We start from the raw sequence: 15,790 nt of genomic DNA, 5'->3' as shown, positions 1-15,790 counted from the left end.
GAGACATCGCTCGACGGCCGCAGGAGGTCCTCATGCACGTCCCCGACCCGGTCGCCTCGTTCATCGAGGCCGTCAACCGCCACGACGAGCAGGCGTTCCTCGACGCCTTCACCGATGACGGGTTCGTCGACGACTGGGGCCGGGTGTTCACCGGCCGCGAGGAGATCAAGCGGTGGAGCGACGGTGAGTTCATCGGCGCGCAGGGCGTGCTCACCCCGCAGGAGGTGACCGAGGACGGTGGCACGGTGACCGTGGTCGGCGACTGGCGCAGCACGCACGCCAACGGGCTGTCCAGCTTCGCGTTCGTCGCCGACGGAGACCGCATCGCATCGATGACGATCCGCGAGGGATGAGCTCCTGGCCTGACGGCACGGGCGACCTCGAGGACCTGCTCGGCGCGGGTGCGCATGGCTACTTCGCGGGCGGGGCGGGTGACGAGATCACGCTGCGCGCCAACGAGACCAGCTGGAGCGACGTTCGCCTCGCACCGCGGGTGCTCGTCGACGTCGGTGAGCGGGACCTGTCGGTCGACGTGCTGGGCCGACGTCGCGCGCATCCGGTCGTGGTGGCGCCGATGGCCTACCAGCGGCACGCCCACGAGGACGCCGAGCGCGGCACGGCCCGGGCCGCGGCCGCCACCGGCTCCACGTTCGTGCTGTCGTCGCAGACCACCACGTCGCCGGCCGACGTCGCGCAGGTGGCGGGCCCGGACCGCTGGTTCCAGCTCTACGTGTTCAAGGACCGGCAGGTCTCGCTCGACCTCGTGGCCGAGGCGAAGGAGTCCGGCTACGAGGCGCTCGTGCTCACGGTCGACTTCCCCGTGGCGGGTTGGCGCGAGCGCGACAGGCGCACCGGGTTCAGCGTCACGCACCCGATCGCGCTCAACCCCGGCGGTGCCCCGCTCACCACCGAGCAGATCTTCGCCATGCACGACCCCACGCTCACCTGGGACGACGTGCACACCTTCGCCGAGGCCGCCGGGATGCCGCTGCTGCTCAAGGGGATCCTGCGCCCGGACGATGCCGCTCGGGCGGTCGACGTGGGGGCGGCCGGCGTGATCGTGTCCAACCACGGCGGTCGCCAGCTCGACACCGTGCTGACCGGGGCCGAGGCGCTGCCCCCGGTCGTCGAGGCCGTCGACGGTCGGGCCGCGGTGCTCGTCGACGGAGGCATCCGGCGGGGCTGGGACGTGGCCAAGGCGTTGTGCCTCGGCGCCGACGCCGCACTGGTCGGACGGCCCGTGCTCTGGGGCCTGGCGCGCGACGGTGCCGCCGGGGCGCAGGCGGTGCTGGAGCAGCTGGTGGCCGAGCTCGACTCGACGCTGGCCCTGCTGGGCTGCCCGCGTGCGGAGGACCTCGACGCGTCGTTCCTCGTCAGGCGCTGAGCCGCTCGCCCGACGCGGTGTCGAACACGTGCACCGCCGCGGGGTCCGCGACGAGGGTGACCTTCTCGCCGGGCGCGATCCCGGCACGACCGTCGATCCGGGCCACGACGCGCTGACCGCCGGCGGGCGGACGGCCGTACAGGTAGGCCTCGGACCCCAGCTCCTCGACGAGGTCGACCACGACGTCGAGACCGGTCTCCTCCGGCCCGGCGAGCCGTAGCGCCTGCGGCCGGAGCCCGAGGGTCACGCCGTCGGCACCGGCGCGGGCGACCGCCGCGCGGTCGAGGGGCACGTCGAGGACGTCGGGCGTGAGCAGGTTCATCGACGGCGACCCGATGAAGCCGGCGACGAACAGGTTCGCCGGCCGGTCGAACAGCGCGAGCGGGGTGTCGACCTGCTGCAGCACGCCGTCGTTCAGCACGGCGACCCGGTCGCCCATGGTCATCGCCTCGACCTGGTCGTGGGTGACGTAGACGGTCGTGGTGCCGAGGCGACGCTGCAGGGCCGAGATCTGGGTCCGGGTCGAGACCCGGAGCTTGGCGTCGAGGTTCGAGAGCGGCTCGTCCATGCAGAACACCTGCGGCTGGCGGACGATCGCCCGACCCATCGCGACCCGCTGGCGCTGGCCGCCGGAGAGGGCCTTGGGCTTGCGGTCGAGGACCTTCGTCAGGTCCAGCATGGTGGCGGCCTCGGCCACCCGTGCGGCGCGCTCGCTCTTGGGGACGCCGGCGACCTTGAGGGCGAACGCCATGTTCTCGCCCACGCTCAGGTGGGGGTACAGGGCGTAGGTCTGGAAGACCATGGCGATGTCGCGGTCCTTCGGCGCCACGTGGGTCACGTCCCTGTCGCCGATCCAGATGCTGCCGCCGCTGATCTCCTCGAGCCCGGCCAGCATCCGCAGCGACGTGGACTTCCCGCAGCCCGACGGACCGACGAGCACGAGCAGCTCGCCGTCGTCGACCGTGAGGTCGAGGTCGTCCACGGCCGGGCGCTCCGCACCCGGGTACGTGTGTCTGGCCTGGACGTACCGCACCTGTGTCATGGCTCACAGTGGATCACATCGCGAGCCGAAGTGGAAGCGCTTCCATCTATTTTGTGGTGAGCGTTGACAAATCCCTGTCGGGCGCGGCACAGTGACGGCCATCACATCATGGAAGCGCTCTCACCCCGCCGGGCGAGGGGTGTTTCCCCACCCCGCCCCCAGGAGACCATCGTGCGCAAGACCACCCACCGACTCGCCCTCGGGCTGGCCACGGCCGCCCTCGGCCTGACCGCCGCCTGCGGTGGTGGCGGCGGCGACGACGACGCCACCGGCACCATCGAGCTCACCACGTTCGGGGAGTTCGGCTACGACGACCTCGTGAAGCAGTGGAACGAGGACAACCCCGACACCCCGGTCAAGCAGACCAAGGTCTCCAAGTGGGACGACTGGAAGAACGAGCTCAACACCATGCTCCAGGCGGGCACCGGCCTGCCCGACGTCGTGGCGGTCGAGGGCGACTTCATGCCCGCGATCGTCGCCGCGCCCGATCGCTGGGTCGACCTCGCCAGCGACGACGTGAAGGGCCGCTGGCTCGACTTCAAGGAGAAGGAGGCCACCACCGCCGACGGCGCCCTCCTGGGCTACGCGACCGACGCCGGGCCCGAGGCCATCTGCTACCGCGCCGACTTGTTCGAGAAGGCCGGCCTGCCGAGCGACCGCGAGGAGGTGGCCGCCCTGATGTCCACCTGGGACGACTACTTCGCCCTCGGCGAGACGTTCACGAAGGCCAGCCCCGACGTCGCCTGGTACGACGCCTCCGGCTCGATCGCCCAGGCCATGCTCAACCAGGTCGAGTTCCCGTTCGAGCAGGAGGACGGCACGGTCGACGTCGACAACCCCGAGCTCAAGAAGGTCTGGGAGACCGTCACCAGCCGCTCCGACTCCCTCTCGACGCAGACGGCGCAGTGGAGCGACGACTGGAACGCCGGCTTCGCGCGCGACGGCTTCGCGACGATCCCGTGCCCGGGCTGGATGCGCAACCCGATCAAGGACAACACCGGCGACCCCGCCCCCGACGGCGTCGTGTGGGACATCGCCGACGTCTTCCCCGGCGGTGGCGGCAACTGGGGCGGCTCCTACCTGGCGGTCCCGCAGACGTCGAAGAAGCAGGACGCGGCCCGCGAGTTCGCCGCCTGGATCACGGCGCCGGAGCAGCAGCTGACCATCTTCGAGACCCTCGGCAACTTCCCGTCGCAGGTGGAGGCCCTCGAGAGCCCCGACCTGCTGTCGGTCACCGACGAGTACTTCAACGACGCGCCGGTCGGTGAGATCTTCTCCTCGCGCGCCGACGCGATCGACGTGCAGCCGTTCCACGGGCCGCTCTACTCCGACATCCTGACCAAGTTCCAGGACGCCATCAACCGGGTCGACCAGGGCACCGACCCCGACGAGTCGTGGGCCTCGTTCGTCTCGGAGGTGAAGGCACTCCAGTGACCACGACCCTCGAGCGCCCGGTGGAGGAGCGACGTCTCCTCCGCCGGGCGCGGCGGTCCCAGTGGGACGTGCGCCTGGCGCCGTACCTCTACGTCTCGCCCTTCTTCGTCCTGTTCGGGCTCGTCGGCCTCTTCCCCCTCGTCTACACCGGCTTCCTCGCCGTGCACGACTGGGACCGGCTCGCGTACTCGCGCGGTGAGTTCGTCGGCCTCGACAACTTCCGGTTCGTCCTCGCCGACCCGGTGTTCCGCAAGTCCATGGTCAACACCTTCAGCATCTTCGTGCTGTCGACGATCCCGCAGGTCGTCATCGCGGTGCTGGTCGCCGCGCTGCTGAGCACCCGGCTGCGAGCCAGCGGGCTGTGGCGCATGAGCGTGCTGCTGCCCTTCGTGGTGGCCCCGACCGCGGCGGTCCTGATCTTCGGCAGCCTGTTCGCCGACCGGTACGGCCTCGTGAACGCCGCCCTCACCGAGCTGGGCCTCGAGCCGATCCGCTGGCACGTCGAGCGGCTGTGGAGCCACGTGGCCATCGCCGGCATGGTCAACTGGCGCTGGACCGGGTACAACGCACTGATCTTCCTGGCCGCCATGCAGGCCATCCCGCGTGACCTCTACGAGGCGGCCGCACTCGACGGCGCCGGTCGGGTCCGCCAGTTCTTCTCCGTCACGCTTCCGCTGCTGCGCCCGACGATGATCTTCGTCATCGTCACCAGCACGATCGGCGGGCTGCAGATCTTCACCGAGCCGCGGCTCTTCGACGACACCCCGGCACGCGAGGGCGGCCCGAGCCAGCAGTACATGACGACGACGCTCTACGTGTACGCCCGCGGGATCGAGGACCAGTTCTACGGACGTGCCTCTGCGGCCGCCTGGGTGCTGTTCCTCGTGATCGTCGCGATCGCGCTGGTCAACTTCCTCGTCGTCCGAGCAGCCACCCGAAGGAGCGAGCGATGACCAGGCGTCCGGGCTTCCTCACCTACGGCCTGCTGGCCGCGTTCGTCATCGGCTCCGCCCTGCCGCTCTACTGGTCCGTCGTCATCGGCTCCCACACGCGGGAGCGCGCCACCTCGTTCCCGCCGCCCCTGCTGCCCGGCGGGCACTTCCTCGAGAACGCCGCCCGCGTGCTCGACACCGTCGAGTTCTGGCAGGCCATGGTGAACAGCCTCGTCGTGTCCACGGCGTGCGCGACGTCCGTGGTGTTCTTCTCCACGCTCGCCGGCTACGCCTTCGCCAAGCTGCGGTTCCGCGGCAGCAACGCGCTCATGGGCTTCGTCGTGCTGACGATGGCCGTGCCGACGCAGCTGGCGATGGTGCCGCTGTTCATCCTGATGCGCGACTACGCGCTGCTCGACACGCTCGTCGCGGTGGCGCTGCCCACCTTGGTAACCGCGTTCGGCGTGTTCTTCATGCGTCAGTACCTCGTGGACGCCGTGCCCGACGAGCTGCTCGAGGCCGCCCGCATGGACGGCTGCTCGATGCTGCGCACCTTCTGGACGGTGGCGGTCCCGGCGGGGCGGCCCGCGATGGCGATCCTGTTCGTCTTCACGTTCATGACGGTCTGGACCGACTACCTGTGGCCGCTCGTCGCGCTGCAGCGCACCGAGACCCTGCAGCTGGCGCTCGACCGGCTGGCCCTGACCGGGCAGGGGCAGTCGACCGACTACGCCCTGGTGCTCGCGGGGTCGGCCATGTCGACGGTGCCCCTCCTGATCCTGTTCGTCCTCGCCGGCCGACAGCTCGTCGCCGGCATCATGCAAGGAGCCGTCAAGGGATGACCGAGACACCTTTCCCCTCCACCTTCCTCTGGGGCGCGGCCACCGCCGCCTTCCAGATCGAGGGAGCCCACGACCAGGACGGCCGGACGCCGTCGATCTGGGACACCTTCGCGCGGGTCCCGGGAGCCGTGCTCGACGGCGACACCGGTGACGTCGCGTGCGACCACTACCACCGGGTCGAGGAGGACGTCGACCTCATGGCGTCGCTCAACCTCGACGCCTACCGCTTCTCCACGTCCTGGGCACGCGTGCGGCCCGACGGCGGGGAGCCGAACCAGCGCGGTGTCGACTTCTACGCCCGGCTCGTGGACACGCTGCTCGACCGGGGCATCACCCCGTGGGTGACGCTCTACCACTGGGACCTGCCGCAGGTGCTCGAGGACGCCGGCGGCTGGACGAACCGCGACACCGCGCACCGGTTCGCCGAGTACGCCCTCACGCTGCACGACGCCCTCGGCGACCGCGTGCCCTACTGGACCACGCTGAACGAGCCGTGGTGCTCGGCCTTCCTCGGCTACACCGGCGGCCAGCACGCGCCCGGACGGCAGGAGGGCGTGGCGGGACTCGTGGCCGCGCACCACCTGATGCTCGGCCACGGCCTGGTCGTCGACGAGCTGCGCCGCCGCGGGGTCGACGGGCGGGAGGGCGGGCAGGTGGGCATCACGCTCAACCTCACCGTGCCGGAGCCCTTCGACCCGACCGAGCCGGCCGACGTGACCGCGTCGCACCGGGTCGAGCACCTGTTCAACCGGGTGTTCCTCGACCCGATCCTGCGCGGGTCCTACGCCGAGGAGATCCACGAGCTCACCGACGGGCTGTGCTGGCGCGGTCACCCGTGGCAGTCGGCGATCCGCGACGGCGACCTCGCGCTCATCGGTGCTCCGATCGACGTGCTCGGCGTGAACTACTACCACGGCGACGCCGCGTCAGGCCGTCCTCACCGCGACGCCGACCTCCTCGGCTCCCGCATCCGGCACCCCTCCCGGGAGACCACGTCGCCCTACCCCGGCGGCGAGGCGATCACCTTCCCGCGGCGGGGACTGCCCGTGACCGGTCTGGACTGGGAGGTCCAGCCCGAGGGACTCACCGACCTGCTCGTCGCGCTGAACGACGACTACGACCTGCCGGCCGTGTACGTGACCGAGAACGGCGCCGCGTACCCCGACGTCGTGGCCGACGACGGCACGGTCGACGACCCCGAACGGCTCGCGTTCGTCGCCGGACACCTGAGGGCGGTCCACGCGGCGATCGAGAAGGGGGTCGACGTGCGCGGCTACTTCGTGTGGTCGCTGCTCGACAACTTCGAGTGGGCCTACGGCTACGACCAGCGGTTCGGCATCGTGCACGTCGACTACGAGACCCAGCAGCGCACGCCCAAGTCGAGTGCTCTCTGGTACTCCCGCGTGGCGGCGCAGGGGATCCTCTAACGTGCGACGGGTGAGCGAGGACCTGACGGCACCCGGTGGTGCCCCGACGCTCGACGAGGTGGCCCGGCTCGCGGGCGTCTCACGCGCCACCGCGTCGCGCGCCATCAACGGCGGTCATCGGGTGTCGCCACGGGCGCTGACCGCCGTCGAGGAGGCGGTCCGCACCCTGGGCTACCGGCCCAACCCGGCCGCGCGCAGCCTCGTGACGCGTCGCACCGACTCGGTCGCGCTCGTGGTGCCGGAGCCCGACGAGCGCGTGTTCGCCGACCCGTTCTTCGGCCACACGCTGCGCAGCGTGAACCGCGTGCTCGACGAGCGCGACCTGCAGCTCGTGCTGCTGCTCGCCCGCCCCGGCGAGGAGGGCCGCCTCCTGCGGTACCTGAGCCGACGCAACATCGACGGCGCCCTCGTCGTCTCGCACCACCGGCACGACCGGCTGGCCGAGCACCTCAGCGGGCTCGGCCTCCCGGCGGTCTTCGTGGGTCGGCCCTGGGCCGCGGTGCAGACCCTGTCGTGGGTCGACACCGACAACGTCGCGGGTGGACGGCTCGCGGCGCAGCGACTGCTCGACGGCGGGCGGCGTCGGCTCGCGACGATCGCCGGACCGGCGGACATGGCCGCGGGCGCCGACCGGCTCGCCGGGTGGTGCGAGGTCGTGGAGGGTGCCGGTCTGTCGGCCTCGGCCGTGCGGCGTGGCGACTTCACCGAGTCCGGGGGCCTTGCCGCGGCTCGTGCGCTGCTCGCCGAGCACCCCGACCTCGACGGCCTGTTCGCCGCCTCGGACCTGATGGCGGCGGGCGCCCTGCGCGCCCTCGCCGAGGCGGGTCGCAGCGTCCCCGGCGACGTCGCCGTGGTCGGCTACGACGACCTCGAGGTGGCCGAGCGGACCTCCCCGACCCTCACCACGGTGCGCAACCCGGTCGGCGAGATGGTGGAACGGGCCACCCGGCTGCTGCTCGACCAGCTCGCCGACGTCGGGGAGCGCGAGGCCGAGCAGGTCGTCTTCCCTCCCGCGTTGGTCTCCCGCGACAGCGCCTGAGCCCCTACGATGCGGGCGTGAGCACGTCCGACCAGCCAGCGTTCGACCCGAGCCTGCTCATCGACGTCGCGGCCGACTTCCTGTTCGACGGCGGACCGACCCTCACGCAGCGCGAGGTGGCCGAGCGCTCCGGCATGGACCTCGACCTCGCGAACGACCTGTGGCGCTACCTCGGCTTCCCGGAGGTCGAGGACGACAAGGTCGCGTTCACCGAGGCCGACGTCGCCGCGCTGAAGGTCACGAAGCGGCTCATCGACCTCGGCGTGCTCGAGGAGGACCGGCTGCCGCAGTTCGTCCGGTCGCTCGGGCGCACCTTCGCCCGGCTCGCCGACTGGCAGACGCGGCTCCTGCTCGGGGTGCTGCAGACCGAGGACGGTGGACAGCCGCCGCTCGACGTGCTCGCCGAGGTGATCCCGATGGTCGAGGAGGTGCAGGGCTACGTGTGGCGGCGGCACCTGCTGGCCACCGCGTCACGGATCGCGCTGCGCGACGTGCGGTCGGAGTCCGAGCGCCAGCTCGTCGTCGGGTTCGTCGACATCGTCGGGTACACCTCGCGCAGCCGGCAGATGAGTCCGCGCGCGCTGGGTGCAATGGTCGAGTGGTTCGAACGCGTCGTCACCGAGCTGGTCGTGCAGCACGGCGGACAGGTGATCAAGACCATCGGTGACGAGGCCCTGTTCACGGTGGACGACCCGACCGAGGCCGCGCTGCTCGCGCTCGAGCTGGTCGAGCGGGCCGAGGCCGACGAGCAGTTCCCCGACGTCCGCGTCGGGCTCGCCCACGGCCCCGTCCTCGCCCGGCTGGGCGACGTGTTCGGCTCGACGGTCAACATCGCTGCGCGGCTCACCTCGGTGGCGCGCCCGGCGCGCGTCCTCGTCGACCACGACCTCGCCGAGCTGCTCGACCACGACGACTTCCGGCTGCGCCGGACGCGGCGGGTCTCGGTCAAGGGCTACGAGCACCTCGAGCCGTGGGCGCTCAAGCGTCCACGCGAGAGCTGAGCGTCCGCGCCACCGCGTTGGCGGCCGCGCGCCCGGCCCGGTTCGCCCCGATCGTCGAGGCCGACGGTCCGTAGCCGACGAGCTGCACCCGCGGGTCGGCGGTGGCCGTCGTGGACGTGGCGAGCGTGGCGCCCAGCTGGATGCCACCCCTCGGTGAGCGCAGGTGCAACGGCGCCAGGTGGTCGACGTCGGGGCGGAAGCCGGTGGCCCACAGGATCACGTCGACGGGTTCGAACCTCGTCGTCTGCCGCCCGCGGCCCGGCACCCCCGCCGGGTGGTCGCCCCACCAGGCGCCCTCCGCGGTGAGCCGGTCGAACATCGGCAACCGTTCGTAGGCGCCGAGCCGCTCGGCCTCGGCCTCCTGCTCGCGCAGCATCAGCCCGGTCACGCTCACGACGCTGCGCGGGGGGAGCCCGGCCCGGACCCGTTCCTCGACCATCGCCACGGCCTCGCGGCCCGCCTCGGGGTCGAAGGGCTCGGTGCGCCACACGGGCTCGCGGCGGGTCACCCACAGGGTGTCGGTGACCGGCCGCAGCGCGCCGAGGAACTGGACGGCCGAGGCGCCGCCGCCGACCACCATGACGCGCCGGCCGCGGAAGTGCTCCGGGCCGGGGTAGTCGACGGTGTGCAGCTGCTCGCCGGCGAAGACCTCCTGACCGGGGTAGCGCGGCACGAACGGCCGCCGCCAGGTGCCGGTGGCGTTCACCAGGGTCCGGGTGTGCCAGGTGCGGTCACCGGCGTGGACGACGAGGAGGTCGTCCCCCGTTCCTGGCACCGACTCGACCCGGTCGACCGCCACCGGTCGTTCGACCGGCAGGTCGTGCGCCCGCTCGTACGCGGCGAAGTAGGCGGGCACGAAGACGTTGGCCCGCTCGTGACCCTCGGCCGGGGGCACGGGCGCGTCGGGCAGGTCGGCCACGCCGTGCACGTCGGACATGGTGAGCGCGTCCCAGCGGTGCCGCCACGCACCGCCCGGCGCGTCGTCGGCGTCGAGCACGACGTGCCGCACCCCACGTCGGGCCAGGTGGTACGACGTGGAGAGACCAGCCTGGCCGGCACCGATCACCACGCTCTCGAGGACCTCCACGTCCACGGGAACGCCGGAAGGCCCGGGTCTATGCCCGTCAGCCGTGCAGCCGGGAACCCTTGAGCGACTTGTCGACCGCGTTCTTCGGCCCGTGCACCGCGATCCCCACGAGGTCGAGCGCGTCGGTCGGCACGGCCGCGACGGCCGCGCGGTTGGCGGCGTCGTGGCCGGTCGAGAACATCTCGTGGGTGTAGATCGCGAGGGGCAGCCCTCGGGACACGACCTTCGCGTGGGCGCGCGAGAGGGTCGCGGCGTCGGCGGTCAGGACGACGACGGGCTGGCGCAGCAGTGGCAGGTAGCGCTGCCCGTCGGCGTCCTCGTACGGCTCGCCGAGGAGCTCGGGGTTCGCGGCGACCCCGCTCACGAGGAACGCGGTCACGTTGAGCTCCTGCCAGGGGAGCAGGTCGTCGCGCAGGACGACGGCGATCTTGGTGTCGAAGCGGATGTCCTCCATGGCCACCACGATCCGCCCCCGACCCGGGCGCGGTCTTGTACGTTCCTGACATGGCCGAGCAGGTGCGGGCGTGGGCGCCGCAGGCACCCCTGGTCCGCGAGGTGTTCCACGCGACGATGACCTCGCACGCGTACCCGGCGCACACCCACGACACCTGGACGGTGCTGCTGATCGACGAGGGGTGCGTCGCGTACGACCTCGACCGGCACGCCCGCACGGCGCCCGAGCGACACGTCAGCCTGCTGCCGCCGCACGTGACCCACGACGGTCGGTCCGCCTCGCAGGACCACGGCTTCCGCAAGCGGGTCCTCTACCTCGACGCCGCCTGGCTGCCGGTGTCGGTGACCGGCCACGCCGTGGACCGTCCGGTGCTGCCCGGGGCCGCGGCCCGGGCACTCACCGAGGAGCTCCACGAGGTGCTCGCCCGACCCGAGGACACCTGGCAGGCGGAGTCGCTGCTGCTGGGTCTGCGCGACGTCGTGCTCGGCTCGGGCCGGCAGGCGATCCCCGCTGCTGCCGACGTCCCGGCCGCGCGGGCGCTGCGCGACGTGCTCGACGACCACGTCGTCGACGGGATCATGCTCGAGGAGGCCGCCGGTCTGCTCGGCCGCTCACCGGCGCACCTGGCGCGGGCGTTCCAGCGGGCCTACGGCCTGCCGCCGCACCGCTACGTCGTCGGTCGACGGGTGGACCGCGCCCGGTCGCTGCTGCTGCACGGCGTCCCCGCGGCGGAGGTCGCCACCGCCGTCGGGTTCTGGGACCAGGCGCACCTCACCCGGCACTTCCGTCGGACCGTCGGCACCACGCCCGCCCGCTTCGCCGGGTCGGCCTAGACCGCGGTCTGGCGGATCAGCCTCAGGACGAGCTCGGGGTCGTCGGCCATCGGCACGTGACCGCAGCCGGGCAAGGGCTCGTGGCGGGCCTGCGGCAGGCGGGACTTCGCCACGGCGGCCTGGGCGTAGGGCAGCAGGCGGTCCTTCGTGCCCCACGCGACAGTGGTGGGGACCGGCACCTGGCTCGCGAAGCGGTAGGTGACGCCCTCCCGTGCGGTGCGCTCGAAGGCCGTCGCGTGCTTGAGGGCCAGCGAGTCGCCGTAGGTGTGGTCGGCGTCGTGGCGCTCGGGACGGGCGTAGAGGATCGCGCCGATGGCCCGCCGACCGCGCAGGTCTGCGGCCAGGCGCTGGAGCAGTCGTGCCGGGGTGAGCAGCGCCGACAACCGCATGAGCAGCAGCGGCACGAGCGCCTGGAACCGGTTGACGGGGCCGAAGAACCCGGCGGGGCTGAGCGCCGTCACCGACGAGACGAGGCCGCGCGAACCGAGCTCGAGCGCGATGGCGCCACCGAGGGAGTTGCCCACGACGTGCGGCTTCGCGATGCCCCACCGCTCGAACTGGTCGAGCATGTGCTCGCACGCGTTCTCCATCGAGTACCGGACGCCGCCGGCGAAGGCGGGGGACTCGCCGAACCCGGACAGGTCGGGGGCGATCACGTCGTAGTCGCGGGCGAGGTCGTCCAGGAGCGGGTCCCAGGCCTGGCGACGGTGGCCGATGCCGTGCAGGAGGACGAGCGGGGGAGCGCCGGGCGTGCCGCGTCGGGTGTAGGCGAGATCAGGATGCACGGCAGCATGGTGCCACATACCGACGGTATCTCGACACCCTCTCGACATCGTGACAGTAGAACTGTCACAATGGTGCTGTGACGATCAACTCCGGTTCAGGGCCCCTGCAGGGCGTGCGCGTCGTCGAGATCGTGGGCATCGGCCCCGGTCCCTTCGCGGCCATGATGCTCGCCGACCTCGGCGCCGACGTCGTCCGGGTGCACCGCCCCGGCGGCGGTGGCCTCCAGCTCACGACCCCCGAGCAGGACCTGCTCGGCCGCGGCCGTCCCTCCGTCGCGCTGGACCTCAAGGACCCCCGTGGCGTCGAGACCGTGCTGCGGCTCGTGGAGTCCGCCGACGTGCTGCTCGAGGGCTTCCGTCCCGGCGTCACCGAGCGCCTCGGCATCGGCCCCGACGCCTGCCTGGCCCGCAACCCCGCGCTCGTCTACGGCCGCATGACCGGGTGGGGCCAGGACGGACCGCTCAGCCAGACCGCGGGCCACGACATGAACTACATCGCCGTCGCCGGTGCGCTCGACCCGATCGGCCGCCGACCCGGCGACGCGCCGACGTTCCCGATGAACCTGCTCGGCGACTTCGGCGGCGGTTCCCTCTACCTGGTGGCCGGCGTGCTGGCCGCGGTGCTGCACGCGCGCAGCACGGGCGAGGGCCAGGTCGTCGACGCCGCCATCACCGACGGCACCGCCCACCTCATGACCATGGCCGTCACGATGCAGCAGTCGGGCAGCTGGGACGGGCGTCGCGGCACCAACCTGCTCGGTGGGGCCGCCCCGTTCTACGACGTCTTCGAGACCTCCGACGGGCGCTGGATGTCCGTCGGCCCCCTGGAGCCGCAGTTCTTCGCCGCGTTCACGGACCTCCTGGGAGGCGACCTCCCCGGCCAGTACGAGCTCGAGCGCTGGCCCGAGCTGAGGGAGCGGATCGAGCAGCGGTTCGCCGCCCGCAGCCAGGCCGAGTGGGTGGAGGTCTTCGAGGGCAGCGACGCCTGCGTGCACCCGGTGCTCCCGCTGGCCGAGGCCTACGAGCACCCGCACAACGTCGCGCGGGGCACCTACGTGGAGCACCACGGCACCACGCAGCCCGCGCCGGCCCCGCGCTTCTCGCGCACCGAGGCCCGCCTCGGCTCGGCTCCCGAGGCACCGGGCGCCAGCACGCGCGACGCACTGACCGCCTGGGGCATCGACGACGTCGAGTCCCTCATCGCCGACGGCGTCGCCGTCCAGGCCTGACCGACCATCTCGCAAGCACCGAAAGAGGACCCCATGAAGCGCACCATCTTCGACGCCGACCACGAATCCTTCCGCGACACCGTCCGCACGTTCTGCGAGAAGGAGGTCGCTCCGCACCACGACCAGTGGGAGAAGGACGGCATCGTCCCCCGCGAGGTCTGGGAGAAGGCCGGCGAGCTGGGCCTGCTCGGCTTCATGATGCCGGAGGAGCACGGCGGAGGCGGCATCGACGACTTCCGCTACAACGCGATCCTGTCCGAGGAGATCACCCGCGTCGGGGCGAGCGGCATCGGCTTCGTCATCCAGACCGACCTCGTGTCCGGCTACCTGCTCTCCTACGCCACCGACGAGCAGAAGGCGCGCTGGTTCCCGAAGTTCTGCAGCGGCGAGATGATCACGGCCATCGCCATGACCGAGCCGGGCACCGGCTCGGACCTGCAGGGCATCAAGACCCGCGCGGTGCTGGAGGGCGACGAGTACGTCATCAACGGCTCCAAGACCTTCATCACCAACGGCATCAACGCCGACCTCGTGCTGGTCGTCTGCCAGACCGACCCCGAGGCCGGCGCGATGGGCTTCTCGCTCATCGCGGTGGAGCGGGGCACGCCCGGCTTCGAGCGCGGTCGCAACCTCGACAAGATCGGCCTGAAGGCCCAGGACACCGCCGAGCTCTACTTCGAGAACGTGCGCGTGCCCAAGGAGAACCTCATCGGTGAGCCCGGCCAGGGCTTCATCTACCTGATGGAGAAGCTGCCGCAGGAGCGTCTCTCGATCTCCGTGGTCGCCGCGGCCGCGTGCCGCGCCGCGATCGACATGACGCTCGACTACGTCAAGGAGCGCAAGGCGTTCGGCAAGCCCGTCGGCTCCTTCCAGAACAGCCGCTTCGTGCTGGCCGAGCTGGAGACCGAGGCGAGGATCGCGCAGGTCTTCGTCGACGAGTCGATCACGCAGCACAACCGCGGCGACCTCACCGTCTCCGACGCCGCCATGGGCAAGTGGTGGACCACCGAGCTGCAGAAGAAGACCGTCGACAAGTGCCTCCAGCTGCACGGCGGCTACGGGTACATGAGCGAGTACCCGATCTCCAAGGCGTACCTCGACACCCGCATCCAGACGATCTACGGCGGCACCACCGAGATCATGAAGGAGATCATCGGGCGCGGCATGGGCCTCTGACCCCTCATTCGACGACGGCCGCCACGCACTGCGTGGCGGCCGTCGTCGTGGGGAGCGCAGACACTCAGACCAGGGGCTCCTCGCCCTCCTGGACGGCGGCGTCCTTCTCCTCCGCCTTCTCGCGGCGGTAGGAGGGGAGGGAGGCCAGCACGCCGGCGCCGAGGATCAGCACCACGCCACCGAGCGACCACTCGGGCCCGACCTTGCCGAAGATCTCCCCGTAGGTCATCTTCGCGGCGATGAACACGAGCAGCGCGGCGAGCGCGGCCTTGAGGTGGCGCAGTCGCGCCACGAGCTCGGCCACGAGGAAGAACAGTGGCCGCAGGCCCAGCAGCGCGAACGCGTTGGCGGCGAACACGACGTAGGTGTCGGTGGTGATGCCGAGGATCGCGGGCACCGAGTCGACGGCGAAGATGATGTCGACGACGGCGATGGCCACGAGCGCGGCGCCGGCCGTGGTCAGCATGCGCTTGCCGTCGACCTTCGCGAGGAGCTTGTCGCCGTGGTCGCCCTCGGCGATCGTCATGCGGTTCTTGACGCCCTCGATCAGCTTCTCGTCACCGTCGTGGTCGTTGCGGTGACGCCACAGCCGCAGGCCCGTCCAGGCGAGCAGCGCGGCGAACGGGTAGGTCAGCCAGGAGGCGGCGTCGAGCGCGGCGGCACCCACCAGGATGAAGATCAGCCGCAGCACCAGGGCGAGCACGATGCCGTACGTCAGCAGGCGCACCCGCTTCGGTGTCGGGATGGCGAAGGCGCCGAAGACGACGAGGAAGACGAACACGTTGTCCAGCGACAACGACTTCTCCACGAGGTAGCCGGCGAGGTAGGTCGTGGACTGCTCGGTGGTGCCGAACAGGTAGAGCACGCCGCCGAACGCCAGGGCGATCGCGATCCAGACGATGCTCCAGATCGCGGCCACGCGCGGCGGCATGTCGTCGCGGGCTCGCACGAGGATCAGGTCGACGACGAGCAGGATCGCCAGGGCGGCAAACAGCAGGGTCCAGTCCAGGGAGGTGCCGAGAGGCATGGGGGAACGTCCTTCGCGGTGCAGTGTCAGGTCTGACAGGGATCGCGAAGGTTTCTCCACCCGGGAGGGCCACCTGGTGCGGATCCGGATGGCCGGAC

At 71.6% G+C, this 15,790-nt stretch carries 16 protein-coding genes; 11 read left to right on the top strand and 5 right to left on the bottom strand.

The genetic code is table 11. From position 1 onward, the window contains the following. Nucleotides 1-32 precede the first annotated feature (32 nt). Entirely contained in the window at nt 33-353 is a 321-nt protein-coding gene (locus RQG84_RS04175) for a nuclear transport factor 2 family protein (protein ID WP_311208990.1), read from the top strand. Further along, nucleotides 350-1,384 carry an alpha-hydroxy acid oxidase gene (locus RQG84_RS04170; RefSeq protein ID WP_311208989.1) on the top strand — a complete coding sequence of 345 codons (1,035 nt, stop codon included), beginning with the start codon at nt 350-352 and terminating at the stop codon, nt 1,382-1,384. Before RQG84_RS04175 ends, RQG84_RS04170 begins: the two co-directional genes overlap by 4 nt. On the opposite strand, the gene RQG84_RS04165 is transcribed toward RQG84_RS04170, so the two are convergent. Next, entirely contained in the window at nt 1,374-2,426 is a 1,053-nt protein-coding gene (locus tag RQG84_RS04165) for a sn-glycerol-3-phosphate ABC transporter ATP-binding protein UgpC (protein ID WP_311208988.1), read from the bottom strand. The genes RQG84_RS04170 and RQG84_RS04165 overlap by 11 nt on opposite strands. A gap of 171 nt (nt 2,427-2,597) precedes the next feature. Here RQG84_RS04165 and RQG84_RS04160 point away from each other — a divergent pair, with 171 nt between their 5' ends. The 6 genes from RQG84_RS04160 to RQG84_RS04135 are packed head-to-tail and all read left to right on the top strand — an operon-like array spanning nt 2,598 to nt 9,101. After that, complete coding sequence (locus RQG84_RS04160; RefSeq protein WP_311208987.1) at nt 2,598-3,860, top strand: ABC transporter substrate-binding protein; 1,263 nt, start codon at nt 2,598-2,600, stop codon at nt 3,858-3,860. Next, nucleotides 3,857-4,813: a carbohydrate ABC transporter permease gene (locus RQG84_RS04155; RefSeq protein ID WP_200914473.1), complete on the top strand. Its 957-nt coding sequence runs from the start codon at nt 3,857-3,859 to the stop codon at nt 4,811-4,813. Before RQG84_RS04160 ends, RQG84_RS04155 begins: the two co-directional genes overlap by 4 nt. Next, nucleotides 4,810-5,634 carry a carbohydrate ABC transporter permease gene (locus RQG84_RS04150; RefSeq protein ID WP_257728134.1) on the top strand — a complete coding sequence of 275 codons (825 nt, stop codon included), beginning with the start codon at nt 4,810-4,812 and terminating at the stop codon, nt 5,632-5,634. Before RQG84_RS04155 ends, RQG84_RS04150 begins: the two co-directional genes overlap by 4 nt. Further along, complete coding sequence (locus RQG84_RS04145) at nt 5,631-7,061, top strand: GH1 family beta-glucosidase (RefSeq protein WP_311208986.1); 1,431 nt, start codon at nt 5,631-5,633, stop codon at nt 7,059-7,061. The genes RQG84_RS04150 and RQG84_RS04145 overlap by 4 nt, the downstream gene beginning before the upstream one ends. A gap of 10 nt (nt 7,062-7,071) precedes the next feature. Next, complete coding sequence (locus RQG84_RS04140; protein WP_311208985.1) at nt 7,072-8,100, top strand: LacI family DNA-binding transcriptional regulator; 1,029 nt, start codon at nt 7,072-7,074, stop codon at nt 8,098-8,100. A gap of 17 nt (nt 8,101-8,117) precedes the next feature. Then, entirely contained in the window at nt 8,118-9,101 is a 984-nt protein-coding gene (locus tag RQG84_RS04135) for an adenylate/guanylate cyclase domain-containing protein (protein WP_311208984.1), read from the top strand. On the opposite strand, the gene RQG84_RS04130 is transcribed toward RQG84_RS04135, so the two are convergent. Together RQG84_RS04130 and RQG84_RS04125 are read right to left on the bottom strand one after the other, a co-directional pair. After that, on the bottom strand, nt 9,079-10,188 hold the full coding sequence (locus tag RQG84_RS04130) for an FAD-dependent oxidoreductase (protein ID WP_396135238.1): 1,110 nt from the start codon (nt 10,186-10,188) through the stop codon (nt 9,079-9,081). The genes RQG84_RS04135 and RQG84_RS04130 overlap by 23 nt on opposite strands. Nucleotides 10,189-10,225: 37 nt before the next feature. Next, on the bottom strand, nt 10,226-10,642 hold the full coding sequence (locus tag RQG84_RS04125; RefSeq protein WP_311208982.1) for a DUF2000 family protein: 417 nt from the start codon (nt 10,640-10,642) through the stop codon (nt 10,226-10,228). Between the two features lie 50 nt (nt 10,643-10,692). Between RQG84_RS04125 and RQG84_RS04120 the strand changes: the two genes are divergently transcribed. Then, entirely contained in the window at nt 10,693-11,475 is a 783-nt protein-coding gene (locus RQG84_RS04120; RefSeq protein WP_311208981.1) for an AraC family transcriptional regulator, read from the top strand. Here RQG84_RS04120 and RQG84_RS04115 read toward each other — a convergent pair. Further along, nucleotides 11,472-12,260, bottom strand: coding sequence for an alpha/beta fold hydrolase (locus RQG84_RS04115; RefSeq protein WP_311208980.1), 789 nt, complete (start codon nt 12,258-12,260; stop codon nt 11,472-11,474). The genes RQG84_RS04120 and RQG84_RS04115 overlap by 4 nt on opposite strands. 77 nt (nt 12,261-12,337) lie before the next feature. On the opposite strand from RQG84_RS04115, the gene RQG84_RS04110 reads away from it, so the two are divergent. Beyond that, nucleotides 12,338-13,489: a CaiB/BaiF CoA-transferase family protein gene (locus RQG84_RS04110; protein WP_311208979.1), complete on the top strand. Its 1,152-nt coding sequence runs from the start codon at nt 12,338-12,340 to the stop codon at nt 13,487-13,489. Between the two features lie 33 nt (nt 13,490-13,522). Next, nucleotides 13,523-14,665: an acyl-CoA dehydrogenase family protein gene (locus RQG84_RS04105; RefSeq protein ID WP_311208978.1), complete on the top strand. Its 1,143-nt coding sequence runs from the start codon at nt 13,523-13,525 to the stop codon at nt 14,663-14,665. 64 nt (nt 14,666-14,729) lie between these two features. Here RQG84_RS04105 and RQG84_RS04100 read toward each other — a convergent pair whose 3' ends face one another. Further along, nucleotides 14,730-15,692, bottom strand: coding sequence for a TerC/Alx family metal homeostasis membrane protein (locus RQG84_RS04100; RefSeq protein WP_311208977.1), 963 nt, complete (start codon nt 15,690-15,692; stop codon nt 14,730-14,732). Nucleotides 15,693-15,790: the final 98 nt, after the last annotated feature.

Source organism: Aeromicrobium sp. WCS2018Hpa-31, from assembly GCF_031843905.1.
In the GTDB taxonomy this organism is placed as follows: domain Bacteria; phylum Actinomycetota; class Actinomycetes; order Propionibacteriales; family Nocardioidaceae; genus Aeromicrobium.
The sequence above is the reverse complement of the archived record's forward strand: the minus strand, read 5'-3'. Positions and strand labels throughout refer to the sequence as shown.